The sequence below is a fragment of the Neisseria gonorrhoeae genome, from assembly GCF_003315235.1.
Classification (GTDB): Bacteria; Pseudomonadota; Gammaproteobacteria; order Burkholderiales; family Neisseriaceae; genus Neisseria; species Neisseria gonorrhoeae.
The window spans coordinates 1-24,101 of the sequence record NZ_QNRU01000027.1 but is presented as its reverse complement, the minus strand read 5'-3'; the positions used below and the strand labels follow the sequence as shown (position 1 = coordinate 24,101).

At 50.3% G+C, this 24,101-nt stretch carries 31 protein-coding genes and 1 tRNA gene; 19 read left to right on the top strand and 13 right to left on the bottom strand.

What is annotated here, in order from left to right:
* The 12 genes from DFR77_RS09950 to DFR77_RS13445 form a co-directional block, all read left to right on the top strand.
* Positions 1–614 (top strand): MafB family polymorphic toxin (locus tag DFR77_RS09950; RefSeq protein ID WP_170123229.1); only part of this gene is annotated, 614 nt, incomplete at its 5' end.
* Complete coding sequence (locus tag DFR77_RS09945) at positions 611–1,027, top strand: DUF6911 family protein (protein ID WP_003689511.1); 417 nt, start codon at positions 611–613, stop codon at positions 1,025–1,027. The genes DFR77_RS09950 and DFR77_RS09945, both read left to right, overlap by 4 nt.
* Before the next feature lie 135 nt (positions 1,028–1,162).
* Positions 1,163–1,840, top strand: coding sequence for a hint domain-/BECR-fold containing toxin (locus tag DFR77_RS09940; protein WP_003693504.1), 678 nt, complete (start codon positions 1,163–1,165; stop codon positions 1,838–1,840).
* A 5-nt stretch (positions 1,841–1,845) separates the two neighbouring features.
* A complete protein-coding gene (locus DFR77_RS09935) occupies positions 1,846–2,244 on the top strand; it encodes an immunity 41 family protein (protein ID WP_002233666.1) in 399 nt (132 codons plus the stop codon).
* A 30-nt stretch (positions 2,245–2,274) separates the two neighbouring features.
* A complete protein-coding gene (locus DFR77_RS09930; RefSeq protein WP_003689514.1) occupies positions 2,275–2,652 on the top strand; it encodes an immunity 41 family protein in 378 nt (125 codons plus the stop codon).
* 130 nt (positions 2,653–2,782) lie between these two features.
* Positions 2,783–3,520, top strand: coding sequence for a polymorphic toxin-type HINT domain-containing protein (locus DFR77_RS14590; RefSeq protein ID WP_003693503.1), 738 nt, complete (start codon positions 2,783–2,785; stop codon positions 3,518–3,520).
* Positions 3,517–3,936, top strand: a complete 420-nt coding sequence (locus tag DFR77_RS09920) for a DUF4265 domain-containing protein (RefSeq protein ID WP_002231813.1) — start codon at positions 3,517–3,519, stop codon at positions 3,934–3,936. The genes DFR77_RS14590 and DFR77_RS09920 overlap by 4 nt, the downstream gene beginning before the upstream one ends.
* Positions 3,937–4,186: 250 nt before the next feature.
* Positions 4,187–4,456 (top strand): hypothetical protein, encoded by a 270-nt coding sequence (locus DFR77_RS09915; protein WP_003693502.1) that lies wholly within the window; start codon positions 4,187–4,189, stop codon positions 4,454–4,456.
* A gap of 120 nt (positions 4,457–4,576) precedes the next feature.
* Positions 4,577–5,122 (top strand): suppressor of fused domain protein, encoded by a 546-nt coding sequence (locus DFR77_RS09910; protein WP_003689520.1) that lies wholly within the window; start codon positions 4,577–4,579, stop codon positions 5,120–5,122.
* 403 nt (positions 5,123–5,525) lie between these two features.
* Positions 5,526–5,927: a hypothetical protein gene (locus DFR77_RS09900; protein ID WP_003693500.1), complete on the top strand. Its 402-nt coding sequence runs from the start codon at positions 5,526–5,528 to the stop codon at positions 5,925–5,927.
* Positions 5,928–6,238: 311 nt separating this feature from the next.
* Positions 6,239–7,372 (top strand): hypothetical protein, encoded by a 1,134-nt coding sequence (locus DFR77_RS09895; RefSeq protein WP_003697464.1) that lies wholly within the window; start codon positions 6,239–6,241, stop codon positions 7,370–7,372.
* A gap of 6 nt (positions 7,373–7,378) precedes the next feature.
* Complete coding sequence (locus DFR77_RS13445; RefSeq protein WP_003703584.1) at positions 7,379–7,699, top strand: hypothetical protein; 321 nt, start codon at positions 7,379–7,381, stop codon at positions 7,697–7,699.
* Between the two features lie 175 nt (positions 7,700–7,874).
* Here the strand turns inward: DFR77_RS13445 and DFR77_RS09885 are convergent, their stop codons facing one another.
* From DFR77_RS09885 to glnA, 3 genes are all read right to left on the bottom strand, one after another.
* Positions 7,875–8,150 carry a GIY-YIG nuclease family protein gene (locus tag DFR77_RS09885; protein ID WP_003693497.1) on the bottom strand — a complete coding sequence of 92 codons (276 nt, stop codon included), beginning with the start codon at positions 8,148–8,150 and terminating at the stop codon, positions 7,875–7,877.
* Complete coding sequence (locus DFR77_RS09880; RefSeq protein ID WP_003693496.1) at positions 8,147–9,430, bottom strand: MFS transporter; 1,284 nt, start codon at positions 9,428–9,430, stop codon at positions 8,147–8,149. Before DFR77_RS09880 ends, DFR77_RS09885 begins: the two co-directional genes overlap by 4 nt.
* Before the next feature lie 148 nt (positions 9,431–9,578).
* Positions 9,579–10,997 (bottom strand): type I glutamate--ammonia ligase, encoded by a 1,419-nt coding sequence (glnA, locus tag DFR77_RS09875; RefSeq protein WP_003697465.1) that lies wholly within the window; start codon positions 10,995–10,997, stop codon positions 9,579–9,581.
* 310 nt (positions 10,998–11,307) lie between these two features.
* On the opposite strand from glnA, the gene aroE reads away from it, so the two are divergent.
* Both aroE and mtgA read left to right on the top strand, forming a co-directional pair.
* Entirely contained in the window at positions 11,308–12,117 is an 810-nt protein-coding gene (gene aroE, locus DFR77_RS09865) for a shikimate dehydrogenase (RefSeq protein ID WP_003689536.1), read from the top strand.
* 2 nt (positions 12,118–12,119) lie between these two features.
* A complete protein-coding gene (gene mtgA / locus DFR77_RS09860) occupies positions 12,120–12,821 on the top strand; it encodes a monofunctional biosynthetic peptidoglycan transglycosylase (RefSeq protein ID WP_003693494.1) in 702 nt (233 codons plus the stop codon).
* 273 nt (positions 12,822–13,094) lie between these two features.
* Here mtgA and DFR77_RS09855 read toward each other — a convergent pair.
* The 6 genes from DFR77_RS09855 to DFR77_RS09830 form a co-directional block, all read right to left on the bottom strand.
* A tRNA-Phe gene (locus tag DFR77_RS09855) sits at positions 13,095–13,170 on the bottom strand.
* 190 nt (positions 13,171–13,360) lie between these two features.
* Positions 13,361–14,095 (bottom strand): LPS export ABC transporter ATP-binding protein, encoded by a 735-nt coding sequence (gene lptB / locus DFR77_RS09850; protein WP_003689540.1) that lies wholly within the window; start codon positions 14,093–14,095, stop codon positions 13,361–13,363.
* 70 nt (positions 14,096–14,165) lie between these two features.
* On the bottom strand, positions 14,166–14,696 hold the full coding sequence (gene lptA, locus DFR77_RS09845) for a lipopolysaccharide transport periplasmic protein LptA (protein ID WP_003689542.1): 531 nt from the start codon (positions 14,694–14,696) through the stop codon (positions 14,166–14,168).
* The gene (gene lptC / locus DFR77_RS09840; protein WP_003695504.1) at positions 14,677–15,258 is read right to left on the bottom strand and encodes an LPS export ABC transporter periplasmic protein LptC; all 582 of its coding nucleotides are present in this window, start codon (positions 15,256–15,258) and stop codon (positions 14,677–14,679) included. The genes lptA and lptC overlap by 20 nt, the downstream gene beginning before the upstream one ends.
* Positions 15,255–15,791 (bottom strand): KdsC family phosphatase, encoded by a 537-nt coding sequence (locus DFR77_RS09835; protein ID WP_003689546.1) that lies wholly within the window; start codon positions 15,789–15,791, stop codon positions 15,255–15,257. Before DFR77_RS09835 ends, lptC begins: the two co-directional genes overlap by 4 nt.
* A gap of 65 nt (positions 15,792–15,856) precedes the next feature.
* Positions 15,857–16,831 carry a KpsF/GutQ family sugar-phosphate isomerase gene (locus DFR77_RS09830; RefSeq protein WP_003689550.1) on the bottom strand — a complete coding sequence of 325 codons (975 nt, stop codon included), beginning with the start codon at positions 16,829–16,831 and terminating at the stop codon, positions 15,857–15,859.
* Between the two features lie 96 nt (positions 16,832–16,927).
* Here DFR77_RS09830 and tal point away from each other — a divergent pair, with 96 nt between their 5' ends.
* From tal to gluQRS, 4 genes are read left to right on the top strand one after another with little or no spacing between them, the layout of a single operon-like run.
* On the top strand, positions 16,928–17,983 hold the full coding sequence (gene tal, locus DFR77_RS09825; RefSeq protein ID WP_003689551.1) for a transaldolase: 1,056 nt from the start codon (positions 16,928–16,930) through the stop codon (positions 17,981–17,983).
* A gap of 11 nt (positions 17,984–17,994) precedes the next feature.
* Positions 17,995–18,129 carry a hypothetical protein gene (locus DFR77_RS14430; RefSeq protein ID WP_003703570.1) on the top strand — a complete coding sequence of 45 codons (135 nt, stop codon included), beginning with the start codon at positions 17,995–17,997 and terminating at the stop codon, positions 18,127–18,129.
* A gap of 4 nt (positions 18,130–18,133) precedes the next feature.
* On the top strand, positions 18,134–18,424 hold the full coding sequence (locus DFR77_RS09820; protein ID WP_003689553.1) for a hypothetical protein: 291 nt from the start codon (positions 18,134–18,136) through the stop codon (positions 18,422–18,424).
* Between the two features lie 16 nt (positions 18,425–18,440).
* Complete coding sequence (gene gluQRS, locus DFR77_RS09815; RefSeq protein WP_003693489.1) at positions 18,441–19,328, top strand: tRNA glutamyl-Q(34) synthetase GluQRS; 888 nt, start codon at positions 18,441–18,443, stop codon at positions 19,326–19,328.
* Between the two features lie 69 nt (positions 19,329–19,397).
* Here the strand turns inward: gluQRS and dusA are convergent, their stop codons facing one another.
* Entirely contained in the window at positions 19,398–20,414 is a 1,017-nt protein-coding gene (dusA, locus tag DFR77_RS09810) for a tRNA dihydrouridine(20/20a) synthase DusA (RefSeq protein WP_003689555.1), read from the bottom strand.
* Between the two features lie 119 nt (positions 20,415–20,533).
* Between dusA and DFR77_RS09805 the strand changes: the two genes are divergently transcribed.
* Positions 20,534–21,688 carry a tyrosine-type recombinase/integrase gene (locus DFR77_RS09805; RefSeq protein ID WP_113852115.1) on the top strand — a complete coding sequence of 385 codons (1,155 nt, stop codon included), beginning with the start codon at positions 20,534–20,536 and terminating at the stop codon, positions 21,686–21,688.
* A 49-nt stretch (positions 21,689–21,737) separates the two neighbouring features.
* Here DFR77_RS09805 and DFR77_RS09800 read toward each other — a convergent pair whose 3' ends face one another.
* From DFR77_RS09800 to DFR77_RS09790, 3 genes are all read right to left on the bottom strand, one after another.
* A complete protein-coding gene (locus DFR77_RS09800; RefSeq protein WP_003689557.1) occupies positions 21,738–22,004 on the bottom strand; it encodes a pyocin activator PrtN family protein in 267 nt (88 codons plus the stop codon).
* Positions 22,005–22,111: 107 nt separating this feature from the next.
* Positions 22,112–23,260, bottom strand: a complete 1,149-nt coding sequence (locus DFR77_RS09795) for a DNA methyltransferase family protein (RefSeq protein ID WP_017146997.1) — start codon at positions 23,258–23,260, stop codon at positions 22,112–22,114.
* Positions 23,257–24,101: hypothetical protein (locus tag DFR77_RS09790; protein WP_249033559.1), on the bottom strand; the 845-nt coding region annotated here is incomplete at its 5' end. The genes DFR77_RS09795 and DFR77_RS09790, both read right to left, overlap by 4 nt.

Sequence of the window (24,101 nt, the reverse complement as noted above, 5' to 3'; positions counted from 1 at the left end):
GCTTGGGCAGCGTGGCGGGCTTTGAAAAAAATACGCGCGAAGCCGTTGACCGGTGGATACAGGAAAACCCCAATGCCGCCGAAACCGTCGAAGCCGTCTTCAACGTTGCCGCCGCCGCCAAAGTCGCGAAGCTGGCAAAGGCGGCAAAACCGGGGAAAGCTGCGGTTAGCGGGGATTTTTCGATTAGCTATAAAAACTTTTCTACTGTCAAACCAAAAGTAATTGCCAAAGGAACGATTAATGGAAAGACTTTTAGAGATGTTAATCAAAGTGCAAAAATTGGATCGCCTGATTCACCTACATTAATAGCCCAACGAGTTAATGCAAAAATCCAAGCCGACGGTAAACCTCGTCCGAATGCAACCGTTGCTAATTCACATGCTGAAATTGGTGTTATCCAGCAGGCTTATAATGCAGGTGAAACGAAAGGGGCATCTATGACAATGACAGTTTCAGGAAAAGATGTTTGCGGTTATTGTAAAGGAGATATTGCAGCTGCTGCTCAAGCTTCTGGACTGAAATCACTGACTGTTAATGCGACAGATAATGTAACAGGAAAAAATAAAACTTACTATTGGACGCCTGGTATGAAATCAATTAAGGAGAGAAAATGAAAACATCAACAATTGTTTTTGGTGGATTTTTTATTACAGATAATGGAGAACGAATCCAAATCCCTATTTTAGAAAATCCTAACATTAAAGAAATAAATAACTTTTTTTCTGTATCAAATTTTGAAAAAAAAGCCGGAGTCCTTGTTTTCAGAATTATTCCTGAGCCTGAATTTGGCAATACTGAATTAACTATCTATTTTGAAAAAGGATATTATTTACCAATAATTCAAACAATTTTAGAAGATGGAGATATTGAAGTAAAAAATCTTAAAACGGAAAATTATAGTGGAAATACAATGGAAATTTTGGGAGACGTCTACCCTATTGAGCATATCTCTAAAAATATTTCTATAATTCAAGATATAATTTCTGAATTTATTATGAAAAATAAACCAATCACAATAATGATTTAATTGAAAAGTTCAACAATCAAAAGGTCGCCTGAAATCGTGTTTAATTTTCAGACGACCTATTTCCTTCATTTGAAACAGGATATTGAAAACTAAGTTCTTCAAAAATCCTACACCTGCTCCTTCCACGGCAGCACCTTGGTCAGAACGGCAGACGGCTACAAAGCCATTGCCCGTATCCGAGCCGGCGAGAGCGTCCTCTCCAAGGACGAGGCAAGCGGGAAAACAGGATACAAACCCGTTACCGCCCAATACGGTAATCCGTATCAAGAAACCGTTTACATTAAAGTTTCAGACGGCATCGGCAACAGCCAAACCCTGATTTCCAACCGCATCCATCCGTTTTATTCGGGCGGCAAATGGATTAAAGCGGAAGATTTGAAAGCGGGAAGCAGGCTGTTTGCCGAAAGCGGCAAAACCCAAACCGTCCGCAACATCATTGTCAAACCAACACCGCTCAAAGCCTACAATCTGACCGTTGCCGACTGGCATACCTACTTCGTCAAGGGTAATCAGGCGGAAACGGAAGGGGTTTGGGTTCATAATGCGTGTCCGCCAAGAAAAACACCATCTACCCCCGTATATGGGAATGATTCAGAAGCATATGCAGCAGCAAAGAAATTGGGATATAGAAAAATAAAAGAAAGAACGAGAAATGATGCTGCTATTTTTAAAAAAGGAAAGAGTTATATATCACGCGATGTAGATTCACATAATGGAGGGGCTTGGAAAGAAGCATCTTCACCCAAAAATCTGAACAGAAAAGAAACAAGAAACGGTACATTTGATAAAAACCTAAATCGTATTGGAGATTAATTATTATGTGCGAGTTCAAGGATTTTAGAAGAAACATCCCTTGTTTTGAAGAGTATGACGAAAATTCATTTATTGGCAAATGGTATGATGACGGAGTGTGGGATGATGAAGAATATTGGAAATTGGAGAATGCTTTAATCGAGGTTAGAAAAAAATATCCTTATCCGATGGATATACCAAGGGACATCGTGATTGGAATCGGTACCATTATTGATTTTTTAATGGTTCAAAATTGGAAACTTTTTGAAATTAAAGCTTCTCCTTGGTTGCCTAAAAGTGTCAAAATTAATGAGCGTTATGAAAGGTTCAGAGTAATGCTCCGTTATATTTTTACTGATCTAGATGTAGAGGACTGGAAATTTTTTTACTTTCCAATACAACATAGTAAAGGTAGATTGAGATGAAAAGTTTAATTATATTGGAGATACATTATTATGTGTGAGTTCAAGGATATTATAAGAAACGTTCCTTATTTTGAGGGGTATGACGAAAATTCATTTATTGGCAAATGGTATGATGACGGGGTGTGGGATGATGAAGAATATTGGAAGTTGGAGAATGATTTAATCGAGGTTAGGAGAAAATATCCTTATCCGATGGATATACCAAGGGATATCGTGATTGGAATCGGTACCATTATTGAGTTTTTAATGGTTCCAAATTGGAAACTTTTTGAAATTAAAGCTTCCCCTTGGTTACCTGATAGCGTGGGAATTAACGAACGTTATGAAAGGCTTAAAACAATGCTCCGTTATATTTTTACCGAGAAAGACATAGTCAACGTGCAATTTGATTATTACAACAAAAAATAGCAAAACCCGGCAATCAAAATGCCGTCTGAAACCGTGTTTAATTTTCAGGCGACCTTCCCCTTATTTTAAACAGGATATTGGGAACTAAGTTCTTCAAAAATCCTACACCTGCTCTTTCCACGGCAGCACCTTGGTCAAAACGGCAGACGGCTACAAAGCCATTGCCCATATTCAAGCCGGAGACCGCGTCCTTTCCAAGGACGAGGCAAGCGGAGAAACGGGATACAAACCCGTTACCGCCCGATACGGCAATCCGTATCAAGAAACCGTTTACATTGAAATTTCAGACGGCATCGGCAACAACCAAACCCTGATTTCCAACCGCATCCATCCGTTTTATTCGGGCGGCAAATGGATTAAAGCGGAAGATTTGAAAGCGGGAAGCAGGCTGTTTGCCGAAAGCGGCAAAACCCAAACCGTCCGCAACATCATTGTCAAACCAACACCGCTCAAAGCCTACAATCTGACCGTTGCCGACTGGCATACCTACTTCGTCAAGGGTAATCAGGCGGAAACGGAAGGGGTTTGGGTTCATAATGATTGTCCGTATGGCGGTTCAAATAATTTAGAGAAAGCAAAACTTCGCGCAGAACGGCTTAGTAAAAACGATCGGGCAGGAAAAGACTTTACTAAAGCAGGAAAAGAAGCCGTTATTGATTTGAATAGGATTCAAAATAATGGTCAAGTTAAGTGCGCTAATTGCGGTATTGAAACAATTCCAGCCAAACAATCTATAAAAAATATTTCTCCTACTTCAAATGAAAGACAAGTAGATCATGTCATCCCTAAATCTAAGGGTGGTCAAGGTACACCTAAAAACGGGCAGGTATTATGCAGAGGCTGCAACATTAAGAAGAGTAACAAATGAAATCGAAACTTACTGTCGTCTATTACGATTTGGAAAGCAATATTGCAGAAGAAATACTGTCAGGAAACATAATGCCTGATGGAAATTTTCTTATTCAAGAGATTCCTCTTTTCGCACCGAATTTGGCTTTAAACGACATTGTTGCCATAGAACGTGAGGATAAGATGCTGTTTTTCGACCACTTGATAAAAGCTTCAGGAAATACCACGATAAACATCGTTGTTTTGGATCATTTCCCAAAGGATTTATTGGCAGCCATAGAAGAACACAGTGGTAAAATCAGAAAAAATGGAGAGAATTATTTATCGGTTAATTTTCCGCCCAAAAAATATAATTCTGATTTAAAAGGAATTTTAAATAGATATGAGGAAGCAAATATCCTCAGCTACAGGGAAGCTTGTTTGGGCTTCTCTTAATCGATCTATAAGTAAGAATGGATTACGTTAGATTGTAAACCTAACGATTAAAAGGTCGTCTGAAACCGTGTTTAATTTTCAGACGACCTATTTCCTTCATTTGAAACAGGATATTGGGAATTAAGTTTTTCAAAAATCCTACACCTGCTCCTTCCACGGCAGCACCTTGGTCAAAACGGCAGACGGCTACAAAGCCAATGGACGTGTAATAGAAAATAGTGCGGTAACAATTATTCAGGATTAGAAAATTATGAGTGTAAAAGAATTATTCAAAGTTATCTTAGATAAAAATAAAGATTTTCCTATTAGAACGATTCATCGCACTCCAATGGGGATACTTCCCAAACCTGTTGCTTTAAGTATTGTTCAATATGAAAATGACCCGGGATTTTATTTGTTTTATTTGGATGAGACCGGTCAGGAACAAACGGATACTTATCATGACACATTAGATTCGGCATTTGAACAGGCTGAATTTGAATTTGGAATCAGCAAAGAGGAATGGATGCAAAGTCCTTAGACGGCAAAATCAAGATGCCGCTTTATTTTTCAGACGGCATTTCCGTCAATAAAAAAGTCGGTATTGGAGCCCAAAACAGCCTACGTCTTGCCGGGATAGGGATGAAATCTTTAAGAAAAAATGATTATAGTTGAACATTTAGAACATTATTTGGGTGAAATCGAAAGCGGTATAAAATGCTTGGATCGACGTTATCATCTCAGCGTTTCCGTCTTCCCATCACAACCATATAAAGGGGTAACTACTTTTTCTACTTTAGGCTTGAATCGATATGACTTGAACTATAAGAGTAGGTTTGAATTAATTTTTACCTGTTCTGAAGAATGGAATAAAGAAAATATTGCAGCTTTTCTATCAGGAGTGGCTGAATATTTGATTGACAATAGACAACCTATTTTAAGAGGTGAAATTATTCAATTACCCAGGGTAATTATCGAAGGTAGCAAAATGGATGCACTGTATGTTTCCGCCCCATTTTATTTCGATGATGATTTTCAGGTCTGTTATGGCGAACACTACAATATCGTTTTCCCTTTGCTTGTCCCCTTGTATAAACAGGAAGCAGAATTGGTGGAAAAGAAAGGTTGGAATGCTTTTGAGCAGTTCTTGCTGAATAATGAAGTTGACAACCTTTCGGATATGAAGCGGAAACCGTTTGCTTGGTAAGGGCTTTCTTAAATTTGATTAAAGGTCGTCTGAAATTAAGCTTGTTTTTCAGATGGTCTTTCCTTCATTTGAAGCAGGATATTGAGAACTGAGTTCTTCAAAAATCCTACACCTGCTCCTTCCACGGCAGCACCTTGGTCAAAACGGCAGACGGCTGAAAAGCAAACACCGTCCGTCGTGTTGCCGTTTGCGGATGAGTACGGGTCAACCCCAATGCCGCCGAAACCGTCGAAGCCGCCTTCAACATTGCCACCGCCAAAGCCGCGAAGTTGGCAAAAACGGTAAAACCGGGGAGATAAAAGCCGATGGCAGGAAAGTAAATGTGAGGATAGACAGTACGGAGGCAGACCTGCTTTATCCGGCAGGGCAATAAGAAAACAAAACTTAGATATGGAAAACGATTGTGAAGATTAAACCATTACAATTTTCTAACAATAATCACAGATTTTATGTGGACAAAATTTGTGTTACCGAACAAGATGTGAACATTTTGGCATCCGACCGAAATTATGAATTAAATATTGAAATATTTATTGACAATATAATTCATTTTCAAATAACGGATGAATCTTATAAAGTAAAATTTTCAGAATATTTATTCGAAAATAAAACAGAAAATAATTCGGATGGGAATCCTACTGCAAATTATTTTTTCGAGATAATAGATGACAGTTATATGGACTGGTTGAAAGAAGAAAGTTTTGGTTTTTTTGAAAAGAAATATTATAAGGCTTATATTTTCTTTTTTAGCGATTCTGTAATAGAAGTTATCAGCTCGACAGAACCTGTATTTTATTCAAAATAACAAATTATCAAACAAAGCTCTGATTAAAAACCCAACAATCAAAATGCCATCTGAAGCGGTATTCGGCTTTCAGACGGCATTTTCTCCGATTAGTACAGGATGCAGGGGCTTGCCGGCTTGATTTTGCCGAAGTTGTTGGCACGCAATTTGGAGGGGGCGACAACCTATGAAAAATAAATCGTTAAGGATATTTTTAGTTTTACCCAATTTGTTTCCGAAAAAGTACGGCAGCAACCGTAGATTAGATTAAAAATCAAACAATCAAAGCCCGCCTGATATAATCGATATATCCTGTTAAACGAAAAATAAATATGTTTAAAAAATTCAAACCGGTATTGTTGTCATTTTTTGCACTTGTATTTGCCTTTTGGCTGGGAACGGGCATTGCCTATGAGATTAATCCGCGTTGGTTTTTGAGCGATACGGCAACTGAAATACCTGAAAATCCGAATACTTTTGTGGCGAAACTTGCCCGCCTGTTCCGAAATGCCGACAGGGCGGTTGTCATCGTGAAGGAATCGATGAGGACGGAGGAAAGCCTTGCCGAAACTGTGGATGACGGTCCGTTGCAGTCGGAGAAGGATTATCTCGCGCTCGCTATCCGGCTCAGTCGTTTGAAAGAAAAGGCGCAATGGTTTCACGTAACGGAGCAGGAACATGGGGAAGAGGTCTGGCTGGATTACTATATCGGCGAGGGCGGTTTGGTTGCGGTTTCGCTTTTGCAACGATCGCCGGAAGCGTTTGTTAATGCCGAATATCTGTATCGGAACGATCGTCCGTTTTCTGTAAATGTGTACGGCGGAACGGCTCACGGGGAAAATTATGAAACGACAGGAGAATATCGGGTTGTTTGGCAACCGGACGGTTCGGTATTTGATGCGTCGGGGCGCGGGAAAATCGGGGAAGATGTTTATGAGCATTGCCTCGGGTGTTATCAGATGGCCCAGGTATATTTGGCGAAATACCGGGATGTCGCGAATGACGAGCAGAAGGTTTGGGACTTCCGCGAAGAGAGCAACCGGATTGCGTCGGACTCGCGCGATTATGTGTTTTATCAGAATATGCGGGAATTGATGCCCCGGGGGATGAAGGCGAACAGTCTTGTGGTCGGCTATGATGCGGACGGTCTGCCGCAAAAAGTCTATTGGAGTTTCGACAATGGAAAAAAACGCCAGAGTTTCGAATATTATTTGAAAAACGGAAATCTTTTTATTGCACAATCTTCGACGGTAGCATTGAAAGCGGATGGCGTAACGGCGGATATGCAGACCTATCATGCGCAACAGACGTGGTATTTGGATGGCGGGCGGATTATCCGCGAAGAGAAACAGGGAGACAGACTGCCTGATTTTCCTTTGAACTTGGAAGATTTGGAAAAAGAGGTGAGCCGTTATGCAGAGGCTGCGGCGAGACGTTCGGGCGGCAGGCGCGACCTTTCTCACTGAACGCAAATGCCGTCTGAAACCGGTTTTCAGACGGCATTGGAGAGTCAAACGCTTTTTGCAATGCCGTATATGCCGAACCCGGTTCGCTACAAATTGAAAACCACAATCCAAAAAACGGAAATACACATTATCAAACAAACAAATAAGTTGACATATTGTGCGATATTGAGGGCTGTACCGTATTTTCCCGTTCTTTATATGAGCGGCAGGCATCCTCATAAAAGAAGGGATACCGATAAGGAAAAATCCCTCGGTATAAAAAATATACTGATTAATCAATACAAATCCAACAAACAGTTCATCATTTTCTTTTCTGTTGGCGTATAAAAACCGCTCGGAAAAAAATAAAATATCAAAACGGCAAAATAAAAATACTGATATATGCCTTCACTTTCATAGGGCGACGCTCTATGTGCCGTCCTGTGCGTTGAAACATCGGTTTTCCTTGCCGCCTGCCCCGCTTTTCCCTGATTGCTGCCAACTGCCGTCCGAACCTGAACCGTCAGGTTTCAGACGGCATTTTTTCTGCCTGCTCCCACAATTGCCGTTTTTGTGCGGCGGTCAGTTTTTTGACGGCGATTTCCTGTTTGAGCGCAGTGCCTTTATCCATGCCGCCTGCAACGATACGCATCGCCACCGGTTTGAATACGCGGGTATATTTCGCGCCTTTTCCGGCTGTGTGGATGGCAAGCCGCTGTTGCGGATTCGGGCTGATACCGCAATAGAACGCGCTGTTTTCACACAATATCAGGTAAACGCTCCAGTTTGACGCGTTCATCTGCCTGCATCCTGGGTTTTTTCCCCGTTCCAAGGCGCAACTTTCAGCAGCAGCAGCATACCCGGCAGGGCAAGTATGAAACACAGCCGGAAAAACGGTACATAACCCATCCATTCGATCAGATAGCCTGCAAAGGAATTGATGACCGTGCGCGGCACGGCGGACAGGCTGGTAAACAGCGCAAGCTGCGTTGCCGTAAACGCGGGATTGGTCTCGCGCGCCATATACGATACAAACGCCGCCGTCCCCAACCCCACGCCGACCGCTTCCGCGCCGATAACTGCCGCCAGCATCAGCCTCTCGCCTGTGCCGACCGTGTCGAAATGTCCGAACCCTGCCAGCCATACAAACCCCAAAACCGTTATTGCCTGCACCGCGCCGAATAGCCACAAGGCTTTGTTTACGCCGATTTTCAGCATCCACACGCCGCCCAAGATACCTGCCGCCACTGCCGGCCACAGTCCTGCATTTTTGGCAATCAAACCGATGTCGGTCTTGCTGAAACCCATATCCAGATAAAACGGCGTTGCCAACGCGGTTGCCATACTGTCGCCGAGTTTGTAAAGGAAGATAAACAGCAGCACGCACACCGCCGAAGCGATGCCCTTGCGCGTAAAAAATTCTTTAAACGGCTCTACCACGGTCTGCTTCAACGTTTTAGGAACGGAAGGCGGCAACACGGGTTCGTGCGCGAGAAACAGCGTCATCAGAAGGCCGGGCAGCATAAATAATGAAGTGATAACAAATACTTCTGACCACGGCATCCTGTCTGCCAACACCAAACTCAATGAACCGGGAATCAGGGCGGCAACCCGGTAGGCGTTCACATGAACCGAGTTGCCCAAACCCAATTCTTCGTCCGACAAAATCTCGCGCCTGAACGCATCCAATACAATGTCCTGACTGGCGGAAAAAAAAGCGACAAGCACCGACAGGCCGGCAATCAACGGCAGATGATTCCGGGGGTTTAAAAAGGCATATGCCGCCAAAGCCGCCAGTAACCCTGCCTGCGTCAGCAGCATCCACCCGCGCCGCCGTCCCAAAACGGGCAGCCTGACCGCGTCCATCAGCGGCGACCACAAAAATTTCCAAGTAAACGGCAGACCGATCAACGCCATCAGCCCGATGCTCTTCAAATCCACCTGCTCGCTGCGCAACCACGCCGGAATCAGGTTAATCAGAAAGTACAGCGGCAGCCCCGAGGCAAACCCCGTAAAAATACAGACAAGCATATTGCGGGAAAAGATTTGCCCGATAAAACCTGATTTCGATGCAGTCATCGTTCGTACAGCCAAAAAACAAAAGCCTATTGTAGCAAATATCGCCCGCCTGCTGAAAAATGCCGCCACGCGCCGCCGGTTTGCCGTTCCAATGCAAAATGCCGTCTGAAACTGTGTTCAGACGGCATTGCTACTGAAACCCGACGGTTTACAGGCTGTAATACATTTCAAATTCCAGCGGGTGCGGCGCCATACGGATGCGGCGGACATCTTCCTCTTTAAAGGCGATGTAGCTGTCGATCCAGTCTTTGCTGAACACGCCGCCGCGCAGCAGGAATTCGTGGTCGGCCTTGAGGGCGGCAAGTGCTTCTTCCAAAGAAGCGCAGACGGTCGGGACGAGCGCGTCTTCTTCCGGCGGCAGGTCGTACAGGTTTTTATCGGCAGGGTCGCCCGGATGGATTTTGTTTTGAATGCCGTCCAAACCGGCCATCAGCAGGGCGGCAAATGCCAAATACGGGTTGGCGGTCGGGTCGGGGAAACGCGCTTCGATGCGGCGCGCCTTGCTGCTGTTCACAGACGGGATACGGATGGAAGCGGAACGGTTTTTGGCGGAATAGGCCAATTTGGTCGGTGCTTCAAAGTGCGGCACGAGGCGTTTGTAGGAGTTGGTGGACGGATTGGTAATCGCGTTCAGGGCTTTGGCGTGTTTGATGATGCCGCCGATGTAGTAGAGCGCGGTATCGGACAAACCGGCATAGCCGTCGCCTGCGAACAGGTTTTGACCGTCTTTCCAAATGGATTGGTGGACGTGCATACCGCTGCCGTTGTCGCCCATAATCGGTTTGGGCATAAAGGTGGCGGTTTTGCCGAAATTGTGGGCAACGTTTTGGATGACGTATTTCATATCTTGGGTTTGGTCGGCGCGTTTGACCAAAGTGGCGAAACGGGTGCCGATTTCCATTTGGCTGCCGGTACCGACTTCGCTGTGGTGGACTTCGACTTCGATGCCGAGTCCTTCCAAAATGTTCACCATGGCGGAGCGCAAATCTTGACCGCAGTCAATCGGCGCGACGGGCGCGTAGCCGCCTTTGACGGCGGGGCGGTGGCCGGTGTTTTGACCGTCCATATGCAGGCCGCTTGCCCACGCGCCGCTTTCGGACGTGATTTCGTAACGGGTTTTGTGCATGTCGGTTTCAAATTCTACGCCGTCGAAGACGAAGAATTCGGGTTCGGGGCCGAAATAGGCGGTGTCGCCGATACCGGAAGATTTCAAATAGGCTTCGGCGCGGCGTGCGATGGAGCGCGGGTCGCGGTCGTAACCCTGACCGTCGGCAGGGTCGATGACGTCGCAGGTAATGACGACGGTAACATCATCATAAAAAGGATCGACGAAGGCTGTGGACGCATCGGGACGCAACTGCATATCGGAAGCCTCAATGCCTTTCCAGCCGCCGATGGACGAGCCGTCAAACGCCGGTCCGTTTTCAAACCACTCTTCGGGGTCTTCCAACACGATGCGCGCAGGCACGGTAAAGTGGTGCTGCTTGCCTTTGGTATCGGTGAAGCGCAAATCGACAAAGCGGGCTTCGCTTTCTTCAATCAATTTTACGGCGTTTTTAATGGACATCTTCAGCTCCTGAAAAAGGGAAATGGCAAAATATGCGGAACGCGGCGGCTTGACGCAAAGTCGGCACGATTTTACCACGCCGATGCCGTCTGAAACCGGTTTTGCGTCAAATTCCAAGCCGGAAAATATAGTTTCAAACGGCAAGATTGTCAACAATATGCTTCGGTTTGTCTGTTCAAAAGCGGAATGCCCGCCCTTTTGTCCGAATGCCGACAAAACAGATGCCGTCTGAAGGCGGTTTCAGACGGCATCGTTCCCATCTTCGCGCCGCCGTTATAAAATGACCGCCCCGCCTTTATGGAATATGACTATGCACGCCCTCCCCCGCTACGCCGTTTTCGGCAACCCCGCCGCCCACAGCAAATCGCCGCAGATTCATCAGCAATTTGCCCTTCAGGAAGGCGTTGACATCGAATACGGACGCATTTGCGCCGACATCGGCGGTTTCGCGCAGGCGGTTTCGACATTTTTTGAAACAGGCGGTTGCGGGGCAAACGTTACCGTACCGTTCAAACAGGAAGCGTTTCATCTGGCGGACGAACATTCCGACCGCGCTTTGGCTGCCGGTGCGGTCAATACGCTGGTGTGGTTGGAAGACGGCAGAATACGCGGCGACAATACTGACGGTATCGGTTTGGCCAACGACATCACGCAGGTCAAAAACATTGCCATCGAGGGCAAAACCATCTTGCTTTTGGGCGCGGGCGGCGCGGTGCGCGGCGTGATTCCGGTTTTGAAAGAACACCGCCCTGCCCGTATCGTCATTGCCAACCGTACCCGCGCCAAAGCCGAGGAATTGGCGCGGCTTTTCGGCATTGAAGCCGTCCCGATGGCGGATGTGAACGGCGGTTTCGATATCATCATCAACGGCACGTCCGGCGGCTTGAGCGGTCAGCTTCCTGCCGTCAGCCCTAAAATTTTCCGCGACTGCCGCCTTGCCTACGATATGGTTTACGGCGAAGCGGCAAAACCGTTTTTAGATTTTGCACGACAATCGGGTGCGAAAAAAACTGCCGACGGACTGGGTATGCTAGTCGGTCAGGCGGCGGCTTCCTACGCCCTCTGGCGCGGTTTCAAACCGGACATCCGCCCCGTCATCGAACACATGAAAGCCCTGTAACCATGTTCCGCATCGTCAAATGGCTGATTGCCCTGCCCGTCGGCATCTTTATCTTCTTCAATGCCTATGTGTACGGCAACATCATTACCTACCGCGCCGTCGCGCCCCATCGGACTGCCTTTATGTCGATGCGGATGAAGCAGTTTGAACAAGAAGGTCGCGATGTCGCACTGGATTACCGCTGGATGCCCTACAAACGCATTTCCACCAACCTGAAAAAAGCCCTGATTGCTTCCGAAGATGTCCGTTTTGCCGGACACGGCGGCTTCGATTGGGGCGGCATTCAAAACGCCATCAGGCGCAACCGGAACAGCGGCGAAGTGAAGGCGGGCGGATCGACCATCAGCCAGCAGCTTGCCAAAAACCTCTTCCTCAACGAAAGCCGCAACTATCTGCGCAAAGGGGAAGAGGCGGCCATTACGGCAATGATGGAAGCTGTTACCGACAAAAACAGGATTTTCGAACTGTATTTAAACTCAATCGAATGGCACTACGGCGTTTTCGGCGCGGAAGCTGCGTCCCGGTATTTTTATAAAAAACCGGCCGCAGACCTGACCAAACAGCAGGCGGCGAAACTGACGGCACTCGTCCCCGCCCCGCTCTACTACGCTGACCATCCGAAAAGCAAACGGCTGCGCAACAAAACCAATATCGTGCTCAGACGCATGGGTTCGGCAGAATTACCCGAAAGCGATACGGACTGATTGTTTCAGATATGGAAATGCCGTCTGAACTGCGGTTCGGACGGCATATGTTTTCTGGTTCTTATAGTGGATTAAATTTAAACCGGTACGGCGTTACCCCGCCTTGCCGTACTATGTTGTACTGTCTGCGGCTTCGTCGCTTTGTCCTGATTTTTGTTAATCCACTAACCTGCCCGACAGCCGCAAAGACCGTGTCGTGCATGGCAGGTATTTGCGGTGCGGGACTGCTGCCGAAAACGGCAGGCAAAAAATAACCGCTTATAAGCGGTTTTTTGGTGGCCAGAGGCGGAATCGAACCGCCGACACACGGATTTTCAATCCGTTGCTCTACCAACTGAGCTATCTGGCCTGTATCTGTCTCGTTAAGAGATGCGTATTAAACCAAATTTCGGGACGACACGCAAGCGGATTTGTCGATATTTTTTACCCAGCCGACTAAGTCGATGTTTTAAGTTTAAATTAATTTCACAGAAAAATAGTGCAAATCGGTTTTTTGCCGTTCGTTCGGCGATGTTCTGCTTTGCAGACGGCAAAACGCTTCAATATTTGAAGTTCTCGCCCAAATAGACGGCGCGCACCTGTTCGTTGCCGACCAAATCGTCGGGCTTGCCGGAAGCCAGCACCGCACCGTCTGAAATGATGTAGGCGCGGTCGCAGATGCTGAGGGTCTCGCGGACGTTGTGGTCGGTAATCAATACGCCGATGCCGCGCGATTTGAGGAAACCGATGATTTTCTGGATGTCGATGACGGCGATGGGATCGACGCCGGCAAAAGGTTCGTCCAAAAGGATGAAACGTGGTTTCATGGCGAGGACACGGGCGATTTCGACGCGCCGCCGTTCGCCGCCGGACAGCGACGGCGCAGGATTGCGGCGCAAGTGTCCGATATTGAGGTCGGCGAGCAGTTTTTCGATTTCTCTGTCGATTTGATTTTTATCTTTGGTTCTGATTTCCAAGATGGCGCGGATGTTTTGTTCGACGGTCATTTTGCGGAATATCGAGGCTTCCTGCGGCAGGTAGCCGACACCCAGGCGGGCGCGTTCGTGTATGGGCAGGTGGCGCAATTCCCGCCCGTCCAGCATCACGCTGCCTGCGTCGGCAGCGATGAGCCCGACTATCATGTAGAAGCCGGTGGTTTTGCCTGCGCCGTTGGGCCCGAGCAGTCCGATGACTTCGCCGCTTTCGATCTCAAGGGAGAAACTTTTGACGACTTGGCGTTTTTTGAAACTTTTCTGCAGGTTTTGGACGACGAGGCGGCTGTTGTTTGCGCTCATAAATCTCTTCTCGGCATTTCGGTCGGCAAATGCCGTCTGAACTGCGTTTCCGTTTCAGACGGCATCGGGGTTATTCGGTTTTTTGTGTGCTTGAAGGCTGGATGACGACGCTGACCCTGCCGGTTTTGGAAGCGGATTTCGCACCCGATTTCGTGCTGCCGTTGATGGTATAGACTTCGGTTTTGGTGTTGTAGGTAATGACCGCACCTTCGGCAACGTCGCCGCCGCGCTGCACTTTGGCATTGCCGGTCAGAACGACGGTGCTTCCTGCGGAGGAATAGGTAACGTTGTTTGCCTGACCGCGCACCGTCCCTTTGCCCCCGTCCAACGTTTGGCTGAAGCGGACGGGCGAACCTTCCGCCCTCACGGATTCGCCGCCTTTGCCGCCGCGTGTGACGTTGACGCGCGAGGCGGAAATGTTGAGCGTACCCTGTCTGATGATGACATTGCCGCTAAATGTGGTACTTTGGTTGGCTTGATCGAGCGAACCTTGGTCGGCTTCGATTTGGATGGGCCGTCTGCTGTCGCTTTGAAGGGCAAAAGCGGGAGAAGTTGCAAAAATTACAATTAAAACAAATAGCTTACATATCTTTTGTATCATAAATCGCGGCTTTCACTTTAGATGAGAAGTTCAACATGCCTGTTTTGTGGTTGTAGGTCATACCGCCCGCCTGACCGTGCGACGCACCATATTGGAAACTGACAGGCGTATCGGTTTGGGCATATTGAGATTCGGTATCGACGTGCAGTTTTTCGGTTTCGACTTTACCCGCCTGCCGCCTGCCGTCGGCGGTTTTGGTCAGCACAACGTTGTTTTTAAAAAGAACCTGTTTGTTTTCGGTATGGTAAACGGCTTCATCGCTGCCGACTTCGTACAACAGCCTGCCTTCTTGGAAGAACACGAGATGCGGCGAATCAAAATGGATGTCGCTGTTTTCGGGAAACTGTTTCGCACCTTTCGCGCTCAAATGTTCTTTCAAGTATCCCTGTTCGTCAAACCGCCTTCCGTCCAAGCCGTCCATTGTGTATTGAGGTTCGTCGGGATTGAGCCTGACTTCCTCGATTTCGACTTCGCTGATACGGCCCAACCATGCCGACAGGCCGCCCAAGGCAACCGCCAATATCAATGGGAACGCAATTCCGTACCGCCATCTCACTTTCATTTGATGTACCCGTTCAAAGCCGCGCCCAACGTACCTTTCGCGCGGATAATCAGGTCACACACTTCGCGCACCGCGCCCGCACCGCCGGGGCGTTTGGCAATATAGGCGGCGTGTTGCAGCGTAAACCAATGCGCGTCGGGGACGGCAACCGGCAATCCGCAGCGCACCATCACCGGCAAATCGACCACGTCGTCGCCGACAAAGGCGCACTCGGCTTCTTCCAAGCCTGCCTGCGCGCGCAGCTCTTCATACGCGGCGCGTTTGTCCGAAATGCCTTTGAAGTAGTAATTTATGCCCAACTGTTTGACGCGGATGCCGACGGAGGGCGCGTCCCGACCTGTGATAATCGCAGTCTGCACGCCGCTTGCCTGAAGCATTTTCAGGCCGTGTCCGTCCAGTGTGTGAAACGATTTGATTTCTTCGCCGTCGTCGCGGATAAAGATGCGCCCGTCGGTCAAAACGCCGTCCACATCCAATATCAGCAGTTTGATTTTGGCGGCGCGTGCCTGTAATTCGGGAGAAATTGCCTGCATTGGGATTTCCTTGTTTTCAGACGGCATATCTTACCACAAATGCCGTCTGAAACGGCTGCAACGCCTTATACAATCCGCGCCGCCAAAAGGTCGTGCATATTCAGCGCACCTGTCAGCACGCCGTCTGCATCGGTAACCAGAAGCCCGTTCACATGGTTTGCCTGCATGACTTTCAGGGCTTCGGTGGCAAGGCGTTCGGCGGAGATGGTTTTAGGGTGTGTATGCATGACTTCGTCTATCGAAAGACCGGTAAAATTGTCGCATTCTTGAAACAGGCGGCGCAAATCGCCGTCAGTAAACACGCCTTTCAGACAGCCTTGCCCGTCCGTTACCGCCAACATGCCCAAACCTTTCTCGCTCATGCTGACGATGGCTCCTTTCAAGGGCGTGCCGAGTCGGACGGCGGGCAGGCCGCCGCCTTTGTGCATAATGTCGGCAACGCGCAAAAGCAGGCGTTTGCCGAGGCTGCCGGCAGGGTGGATCAAGGCGAAGTCGTCGGGCGTGAACGCGCGGGCGCGCAGCAGGACGACCGCCAACGCGTCGCCCAAAGCCATAACGGCGGTGGTGCTGGTGGTCGGGGCAAGCCCCAACGGGCAGGCTTCTTGCGAAACCGATGCGGTGATGTGGATATCGGCATGGCGCGCCATGGTTGAATCGGGGCGGGCGGTGATGCAGACGAGGGTAATGTCTTTGCGTTTGAGCGCGGGGATGATGGCGGTGATTTCGTCGCTTTCGCCGGAATTGGAAATGGCGGCGACGACGTCGTTGTCCACAATCATGCCCAAATCGCCGTGTGCCGCTTCCGCAGGGTGGACGAAAAACGCGGGCGTGCCGGTCGAGGCCATGGTTGCCGCCATTTTGCGCCCGATATGTCCGGACTTGCCCATACCCGTGATGACGACCCTGCCCTTGCAGTGCAACAACGCGTCTGCCGCAAGGACGAAGTTTTCGTCCAATTCCGCCGCAATTTCGCGCAAGCCTTCCGCTTCGGTGTGCAACACTTCGCGCGCCCAGTCGAGATATTTTTCGTTTTCTGCCATTGCCATCCGCCTTTGCTGTAACAAAACTACCCAAAATTTCCGAATCGGGGTAGCATAAGCCTTCAAACCCCGCCCATCCATCCAAAGGAATCAAAAATGACTATTTTATCGGACGTTAAAGCATTAGGACAACAAATCTGGCTGGACAACCTTTCCCGCTCGCTCGTGCAAAGCGGCGAATTGGCGCAAATGCTCAAACAAGGCGTGTGCGGCGTAACTTCCAATCCCGCCATTTTCCAAAAAGCCTTCGCCGGCGACGCGCTTTATGCCGACGAGGTCGCCGCCCTCAAGCGGCAAAACCTCAGCCCCAAACAACGCTACGAAACCATGGCGGTTGCCGACGTACGGGCAGCCTGCGACGTTTGCCTTGCCGAACACGAATCCACCGGCGGCAAAACCGGTTTCGTCAGTCTCGAAGTTTCTCCCGAACTTGCCAAAGACGCTCAAGGCACGGTAGAAGAAGCCCGCCGCCTCCATGCCGCCATCGCGCGTAAAAACGCCATGATTAAAGTGCCTGCCACCGACGCAGGCATCGATGCGCTCGAAACCCTCGTTTCAGACGGCATCAGCGTGAACCTGACCCTGCTGTTCTCACGCGCCCAAACCCTCAAAGCCTACGCCGCCTACGCGCGCGGCATTGCCAAACGCTTGGCAGCCGGACAAAGCGTTGCCCATATCCAAGTTGTCGCCAGCTTCTTCATCTCGCGCGTGGACAGTGCGCTGGATGCAACGCTGCCCGACCGGCTCAAAGGCAAAACCGCCATCGCCCTTGCCAAAGCCGCCTATCAAGATTGGGAACAATATTTCACCGCCCCCGAATTTGCCGCACTGGAAGCCCAAGGCGCAAACCGCGTGCAGCTTTTATGGGCATCTACCGGCGTGAAAAACCCAGCCTATCCCGACACGCTCTACGTTGACAGCCTGATCGGCGTGCACACCGTCAACACCGTCCCCGATGCCACGCTCAAAGCCTTTATCGACCACGGCACGGCGAAAGCGACGCTGACCGAAAGCGCGGACGAAGCACGGGCGCGGCTCGCCGAAATTGCCGCGCTCGGCATCGATGTCGAAACCTTGGCGGCGCGTTTGCAGGAAGACGGTTTGAAACAGTTTGAAGAAGCCTTTGAAAAACTGCTCGCGCCTTTGGTTTAGGCATTTCCCCGATGCCGTCTGAAAGGCTTTCAGACGGCATCGCCCGTTTGACCGGACACAGTGCGGCATATCAAGGATCCGCCCTAAAAATATTAATGGGCAAGAAGTTAATGCACGACATTACCCGCCAACACAAAAGGAAATAGAATCATGGCAAAAGCACTCGAAATCATTTCACCCGATGAAATTTATTCAGATCTGATTTTTAAGGATCCGGTACCTCCCCATACTATATATACAGAATTGATGAAACTGGTTGGTAGAAATGCAGGCAATGAGAGAATTGCAGATAGAGCCTTCGATTTTTTCTCGCCTGCTCTTATGGATGATTCAGCTACCGAAGAGCAATATAATGCCCTATATGATTTAACCTTGCTTGAAGAGCCCGGGATGGAACTGGATAAAGATGAGATAACGGCTTTGATTAATAGTCTTAAATAAAGGGGCTGTACCGGATATGTACACAGGACGCTTCGCCCCCAGCCCGACCGGGTTGCTCCACATCGGCTCTCTTCTGACCGCCGTCGCTTCCTATGCCGATGCACGTTCAAACGGCGGCAAATGGCTGGTCCGTATGGAAGACCTCGATCCGCCGCGCGAAATGCCGGGGGCGGCAAGCCATATCCTGCACACGCTCGAGGCATTCGGATTCGAGTGGGACGGCGAAGTCACCTATCAGAGCCGCCGTTACGCCCTGTATGAAGAAACCCTATACCGTCTGAAAACCGCCGGACTGGTCTATCCCTGCCATTGCAACCGCAAAGACTGGCAGGCCGGGGCAAGGCGGGGCACAGACGGGTTCGTCTATAACGGACGCTGCCGCCACCCCGGCCAACGCCCTGCACTGCAAGGCAAACAGCCGTCGTGGCGCATCCGCGTCCCCGACCGCGACATCGGCTTTTCAGACGGCATCGTCGGCAGTTACACCCAAAACCTCGCCCGCGACATCGGCGATTTCGTCCTGTTCCGTGCAGACGGTTACTGGGCATACCAGCTCGCCGTCGTTGCCGACGATGCCGAACAGGGCGTTACCCACATCGTGCGCGGACAAGACCTGCTCGTTTCCACACCGCGCCAAATCTATTTGCAGCAGTGTTTGGGCGTTCCGACACCGCAATATGCCCACCTGCCGCTGCTGACCAACGCGCAAGGGCAGAAATGGTCGAAGCAGACGCTCGCCCCCGCATTGGATTTAAACCGCCGCGAACAACTTCTCCGCCAAGTGTTCCGCTACCTCAAGCTGCCCGAAGCACCGGAAACCGACCGCCCTGCCGAATTGCTCGACTGGGCGGTGGCACACTGGGATATGGACAAAGTGCCGAAACACGCCATTACCGCCCCCTAAACACCACCCGACAAACGCACAAATGCCGTCTGAAACCTTCAGACGGCATTTCACACATACAGCCCCGCCCTATTCGCGCGTATTTGCCCGTTCGACTTCTTTCCACGCTTCGAAAATCAGGCCACCGTCGTTGTCTTTCAAGAGCGTTGCATCGGAAAGCATACGCCGCCAAGTCCGCGCGCCTTTCAAACCGTGCATCAGCCCGAGGCTGTGGCGGACAATGTGGCGCAGGATTGTGCCGCGTCCGGCTTGGATTTGGACTTGGCTGTATGTGTAGAGGCGCTGCACCAAATCGGCGTATTCGATCGGGGCGCGGTTGTCACCGTAAAACAGCCTGTCCCATTCGCGCATCACCATCGGGTTGTGGTATGCCTCGCGCCCGACCATCACGCCGTCAACGTGTTGCAAGTGTCCGGCGATTGCTTCGTTGGTGGTGATGCCGCCGTTGATGATGATTTCCAGCTCGGGAAACTCCTGCTTGAGGCGGTAAACGTAATCGTATTTCAAGGGCGGAACATCGCGGTTTTCTTTGGGCGAAAGACCGTCCAGCCAAGCGTTGCGGGCGTGGACGATGAAGGTTTTGCAGGCGGTTTTGTCGCGCAGCGTGCCGACGAAATCGGCAACGGTTTGGTATTCGGTCTGCCTGTCCACACCGATGCGGTGTTTGACGGTAACGGGGATGCCGACCGCGTCGTGCATGGCGTTGAGGCAGTCGGCAACCAGCCCGACTTCGTTCATCAGACACGCGCCGAACGCGCCTTTCTGCACGCGCGGACTGGGACAGCCGCAGTTGAGGTTGACCTCGTTGTAGCCGTATTCTTCGGCGGCTTTGGCGGCTTTCGCCAAATCGGACGGATCGCTGCCGCCCAGTTGCAGGGCGACGGGCTGCTCGCCTTCATTGAACATCAAAAAGCGGTCTTTGTCGCCGTAAACAATCGCGCCGGCGTTGACCATTTCGCTGTACAGCCAAGCATTTCGGGTAATCTGGCGGGCAAGGTAACGGTAGTGCCTGTCCGTCCAGTCGAGCATCGGGGCGACGCATAAACGCCTTTTCCCTTTATGTTCAATAAGTTCCTTGTTTATCATAAGGTTTTCACATTCTTTTAACTCAAACATTCTTTATTATTTGCTTGGATTTTTGCCCATTTCACTATATTTGACGTACCATACTTGCACCATAATTTTTAATTCTTGGAATGGTGCAAATGGCAACAATAACCAAGCGGCGCAATCCTTCCGGCGAAACAGTATATCGGGTTCAGGTACGGGTCGGCAAGAAAGGCTATCCTGCTTTCAATGAGAGCAGGACGTTCAGTAAAAAGGCTTTGGCGGTCGAATGGGGGAAGAAACGGGAGGCGGAAATCGAAGCCGGCCCAGAACTGCTTTTCAAGCGCGGCAAGGTCAAGATGATGACGCTGTCCGAAGCTATGCGGAAGTATCTTAACGAAACGCTTGGAGCGGGTCGGTCAAAGAAAATGGGCTTGCGTTTTCTGATGGAGTTCCCGATTGGCGGCATCGGCATCGATAAGCTGAAACGGTCTGATTTCGCGGAACACGTTATGCAGAGGCGGCGCGGAATCCCCGAACTGGACATTGCGCCAATCGCGGCTTCTACGGCATTGCAGGAGCTGCAATATATCCGTTCCGTGCTAAAACACGCCTTTTATGTGTGGGGGCTTGAAATAGGCTGGCAGGAATTGGATTTCGCGGCAAACGGGCTGAAACGCTCGAATATGGTTGCGAAATCTGCAATCAGGGACAGATTGCCGACCACGGAAAAACTGCAAACCCTGACAACTTATTTCCTGCGGCAATGGCAAAGCAGGAAATCTTCCATACCGATGCACCTGATTATGTGGCTGGCGATTTATACGTCAAGGCGGCAGGATGAGATTTGCCGCCTGCTGTTTGACGACTGGCACAAAAATGATTGTACCCGGCCGGTTCGTGATTTAAAAAATCCGAACGGCAGCACAGGGAATAATAAGGAGTTTGATATTCTGCCTATGGCTTTGCCGGTCATTGACGAGCTGCCGGAGGAATCGGTCAGGAAGCGTATGCTTGCCAACAAAGGCATCGCCGACAGCCTTGTACCGTGCAACGGAAAATCGGTTTCCGCCGCTTGGACGAGGGCGTGCAAGGTTCTTGGGGTTAAAGACTTGCGCTTCCACGATTTACGGCACGAGGCTGCTACCCGTATGGCTGAAGACGGCTTCACGATTCCGCAAATGCAACGGGTAACGCTGCATGACGGTTGGAACAGCCTGCAGAGGTATGTGAGCGTACGCAAACGCTCGACGCGGCTGGATTTTAAAGAGGCAATGATGCAGGCGCAAAGCGATATAAAATCCGGGAAGTGATGTTAAATTAAAGGGGGTGTGCCGCATCCCCTGATTCCTCCGTCTTGCATCAAGACCGGAATTTCCGATATTCCGATTTTGCCTTTTCCTCCTTGTCTGCGATTGCCTTTGCAAGCTCTCGGACGCTGACGAAATATTCCGATTTTCGGCTGTCGGACAATCGGAAAATCGGAAACGGAAGCTCGCACCGCACCCCCGATGCTTTAAACGCGTTAAAGCCGATATGGGCAAAAAAGTCTTTGTGTACTTCCCTCGGCGGGATATACGGGCGGCCGCCGTATGCGATTAAAAGCCCTTGTTCTTTACTGATGTTCATATATACCTCTTTCTGTTAATTCTGCTTTGTCTGAGTTTCCGCTTTTTTACGGCTTGGCGGATGTTCAGCCTGCGTCGGTGCATAAGTCCTCCTGTTCGGGCGGTTATTCAGCCGGCCGCCCCTCCGAAAAGTGGCAGGCTGCACGGGAAGTAGTGTTTTTTTCCGTATTTCTCTGCCTGTATCAGGTTGCACAGGCGGTCGCAAAAGCCGTCAAATTCGGTATGCGGCCAGCCTTCTATCTCGTTGACCATTTTGCTGAACCTCAATTCCCGGGCAATCCGCTTTGCCGCTGCGTCACGGCATTCGTGTTCCAAGAGGACGGGGTCTTCCTTTTCCTTCGGCGGTGCAGGTTCTTGCACGGTTTGCCACAAGTCCGGTTCGATTTGCCAAGTGTCGGCGGCAAGCAGGGTGTCTGTTTTGCAGTCGTACAGTTCGCGGATGCAGCCGCCGTCGGTTTTGTCTTTGTCGATAACCAGTAAAAGCACTTCGATCGGCGTGTCTTCAAACGCGTTTTGTATGCGGTTGAGTTCTGCCGGCCGGTTGCCGATGATTTCGCGGAATCGCTGCTCGCTTTTGCGGTAGGCGATGCCGGGGAACAGGATGAAGAATCCGAAGCGGCGGGCGTTTTCCAATCCTTTTAAAACGAAGATTTCATCGGCTACGCCCGATTTCTTCCACGGGTATTCCTGTGCGATACGGCTTTTTTCGTCTTCGCTCAAATCCTTTAGCTTGATGGAAAACGGCGGATTCATGACGGTGCAGTCTTGCGGTTCGCCGTCGGTATAAAGGAAAAGGCTTGTGTTGTATACTTTGGCGGCAGGGTAGTTTTGCAACAAGGCTTTACACGCTTCCGCCTGTATCTCTACGGCGCGGAAATCGGACGGTTCGATGTACTGCTCCAGCTGCCCGCTTCCTGCCGCGCCGTCAAATACGCCCGGGTGTTCGCCGCAGTATCGGCGGACTTTGGCGGCAACCAGCCGCCTCAAGCTGCCGCCCGTGATGTATTCGGCGTAGCCGCCGGCTTTTTTACGGTTGTTGTGTCCTTGAAACGTCATGGGTTTTCGTCCGTTCTTTGGCTTGTCCGGGTGTGGCGGAGCGTTTGCGGATGCGGCTGACGCGCTGCGGTTTGCCGTCTTCGCCGCGCTGAAAAACGCTTGTTCCGCCGCGCCGGCAGCCGTGCCGCTTATGCCTGATGCCGTGTTTGAGCCTTTTGTGCCGGAATCGTGATACACGCAGGTCCGGATGTGCGTCCTCATGCCGCCGCTTCCCTGTGCATGAGGCTGATCAGGTTTGCCGTCCGTTTGAAATGTTCGGTCCAGTTGAAGCAGCTGAAGCCGGCGCCGTTGTCGCAATGCCGGATGACGTCTTCCGAGTCTTTTACGGCCCGGACCAACGCGCCGCCTTTGTCCGCAACAAGCATTTTCATCATCGGCCGGCGCACGTCGCTTATCCGTCGGGGGCGCACGGGATTCAGCGGCTTGCCGTACATCGCCGAAAGCTCCTTGTCCGCCTGAATGCCCACATCGTAAAGCAGGTTCGCGGCGTGTAGGATCCGGCCTGTAAATTCCGCGTACGGCATTTTAAGGCGGCGGGCTTCCGCGCGCGAATCCGCGCCGTTGACGACTTTGCCAACCGCCGAAATCAAACCGCCGTCAAGCTCTAAAAACGCCATGGCTTTCTTGGCAACCCGGACGGCCAATGAGTATGCCGATACTTCGGCTATCAGCCGTGCAGGCGCGTCTTTCAGAAATTCTTCGTACGCGGCGAAGAGATTTGACAGCGGACGCAGCACGAGTTGGCGCTGATTCGGGCTTAAATTGTCAAAATCTTTAGTCCATTGAGCGACGGCCTGCGATGCTTCGCGGCAGGCAAACAGTACGCTTTCCCCGTTCGCGGGGTCGTCAGTGTTGCAGTACAGGCCCAAGCGTTGCACCTGTTTGACGATATGTTCGGCGAAGTTGATTAATTCCTGATTGCAGGCATAGCGCATATCCTGCAGGGACAGCCGCATCATGATGCCGCACGTCAGGGCTTCGTCTTCCGATACCTTTGCGCCCGACAACATCCGGGCGATGTTTTCTTTTTGCGCTTTTGACC

Bases quoted from the DNA above. Each gene is read 5' to 3' on its own strand.
- DFR77_RS09945 (WP_003689511.1), top strand. From the start codon at position 611: ATGAAAACATCAACAATTGTTTTTGGTGGATTTTTTATTACAGATAAT.
- DFR77_RS09935 (WP_002233666.1), top strand. From the start codon at position 1,846: ATGTGCGAGTTCAAGGATTTTAGAAGAAACATCCCTTGTTTTGAAGAG.
- DFR77_RS09930 (WP_003689514.1), top strand. From the start codon at position 2,275: ATGTGTGAGTTCAAGGATATTATAAGAAACGTTCCTTATTTTGAGGGG.
- DFR77_RS09920 (WP_002231813.1), top strand. From the start codon at position 3,517: ATGAAATCGAAACTTACTGTCGTCTATTACGATTTGGAAAGCAATATT.
- DFR77_RS09915 (WP_003693502.1), top strand. From the start codon at position 4,187: ATGAGTGTAAAAGAATTATTCAAAGTTATCTTAGATAAAAATAAAGAT.
- DFR77_RS09910 (WP_003689520.1), top strand. From the start codon at position 4,577: ATGATTATAGTTGAACATTTAGAACATTATTTGGGTGAAATCGAAAGC.
- DFR77_RS09895 (WP_003697464.1), top strand. From the start codon at position 6,239: ATGTTTAAAAAATTCAAACCGGTATTGTTGTCATTTTTTGCACTTGTA.
- DFR77_RS13445 (WP_003703584.1), top strand. From the start codon at position 7,379: ATGCCGTCTGAAACCGGTTTTCAGACGGCATTGGAGAGTCAAACGCTT.
- DFR77_RS09885 (WP_003693497.1), bottom strand. From the start codon at position 8,150: ATGAACGCGTCAAACTGGAGCGTTTACCTGATATTGTGTGAAAACAGC.
- DFR77_RS09880 (WP_003693496.1), bottom strand. From the start codon at position 9,430: ATGACTGCATCGAAATCAGGTTTTATCGGGCAAATCTTTTCCCGCAAT.
- glnA (WP_003697465.1), bottom strand. From the start codon at position 10,997: ATGTCCATTAAAAACGCCGTAAAATTGATTGAAGAAAGCGAAGCCCGC.
- aroE (WP_003689536.1), top strand. From the start codon at position 11,308: ATGCACGCCCTCCCCCGCTACGCCGTTTTCGGCAACCCCGCCGCCCAC.
- mtgA (WP_003693494.1), top strand. From the start codon at position 12,120: ATGTTCCGCATCGTCAAATGGCTGATTGCCCTGCCCGTCGGCATCTTT.
- lptB (WP_003689540.1), bottom strand. From the start codon at position 14,095: ATGAGCGCAAACAACAGCCGCCTCGTCGTCCAAAACCTGCAGAAAAGT.
- lptA (WP_003689542.1), bottom strand. From the start codon at position 14,696: ATGATACAAAAGATATGTAAGCTATTTGTTTTAATTGTAATTTTTGCA.
- lptC (WP_003695504.1), bottom strand. From the start codon at position 15,258: ATGAAAGTGAGATGGCGGTACGGAATTGCGTTCCCATTGATATTGGCG.
- DFR77_RS09835 (WP_003689546.1), bottom strand. From the start codon at position 15,791: ATGCAGGCAATTTCTCCCGAATTACAGGCACGCGCCGCCAAAATCAAA.
- DFR77_RS09830 (WP_003689550.1), bottom strand. From the start codon at position 16,831: ATGGCAGAAAACGAAAAATATCTCGACTGGGCGCGCGAAGTGTTGCAC.
- tal (WP_003689551.1), top strand. From the start codon at position 16,928: ATGACTATTTTATCGGACGTTAAAGCATTAGGACAACAAATCTGGCTG.
- DFR77_RS14430 (WP_003703570.1), top strand. From the start codon at position 17,995: ATGCCGTCTGAAAGGCTTTCAGACGGCATCGCCCGTTTGACCGGACAC.
- DFR77_RS09820 (WP_003689553.1), top strand. From the start codon at position 18,134: ATGGCAAAAGCACTCGAAATCATTTCACCCGATGAAATTTATTCAGAT.
- gluQRS (WP_003693489.1), top strand. From the start codon at position 18,441: ATGTACACAGGACGCTTCGCCCCCAGCCCGACCGGGTTGCTCCACATC.
- dusA (WP_003689555.1), bottom strand. From the start codon at position 20,414: ATGATAAACAAGGAACTTATTGAACATAAAGGGAAAAGGCGTTTATGC.
- DFR77_RS09805 (WP_113852115.1), top strand. From the start codon at position 20,534: ATGGCAACAATAACCAAGCGGCGCAATCCTTCCGGCGAAACAGTATAT.
- DFR77_RS09800 (WP_003689557.1), bottom strand. From the start codon at position 22,004: ATGAACATCAGTAAAGAACAAGGGCTTTTAATCGCATACGGCGGCCGC.
- DFR77_RS09795 (WP_017146997.1), bottom strand. From the start codon at position 23,260: ATGAGGACGCACATCCGGACCTGCGTGTATCACGATTCCGGCACAAAA.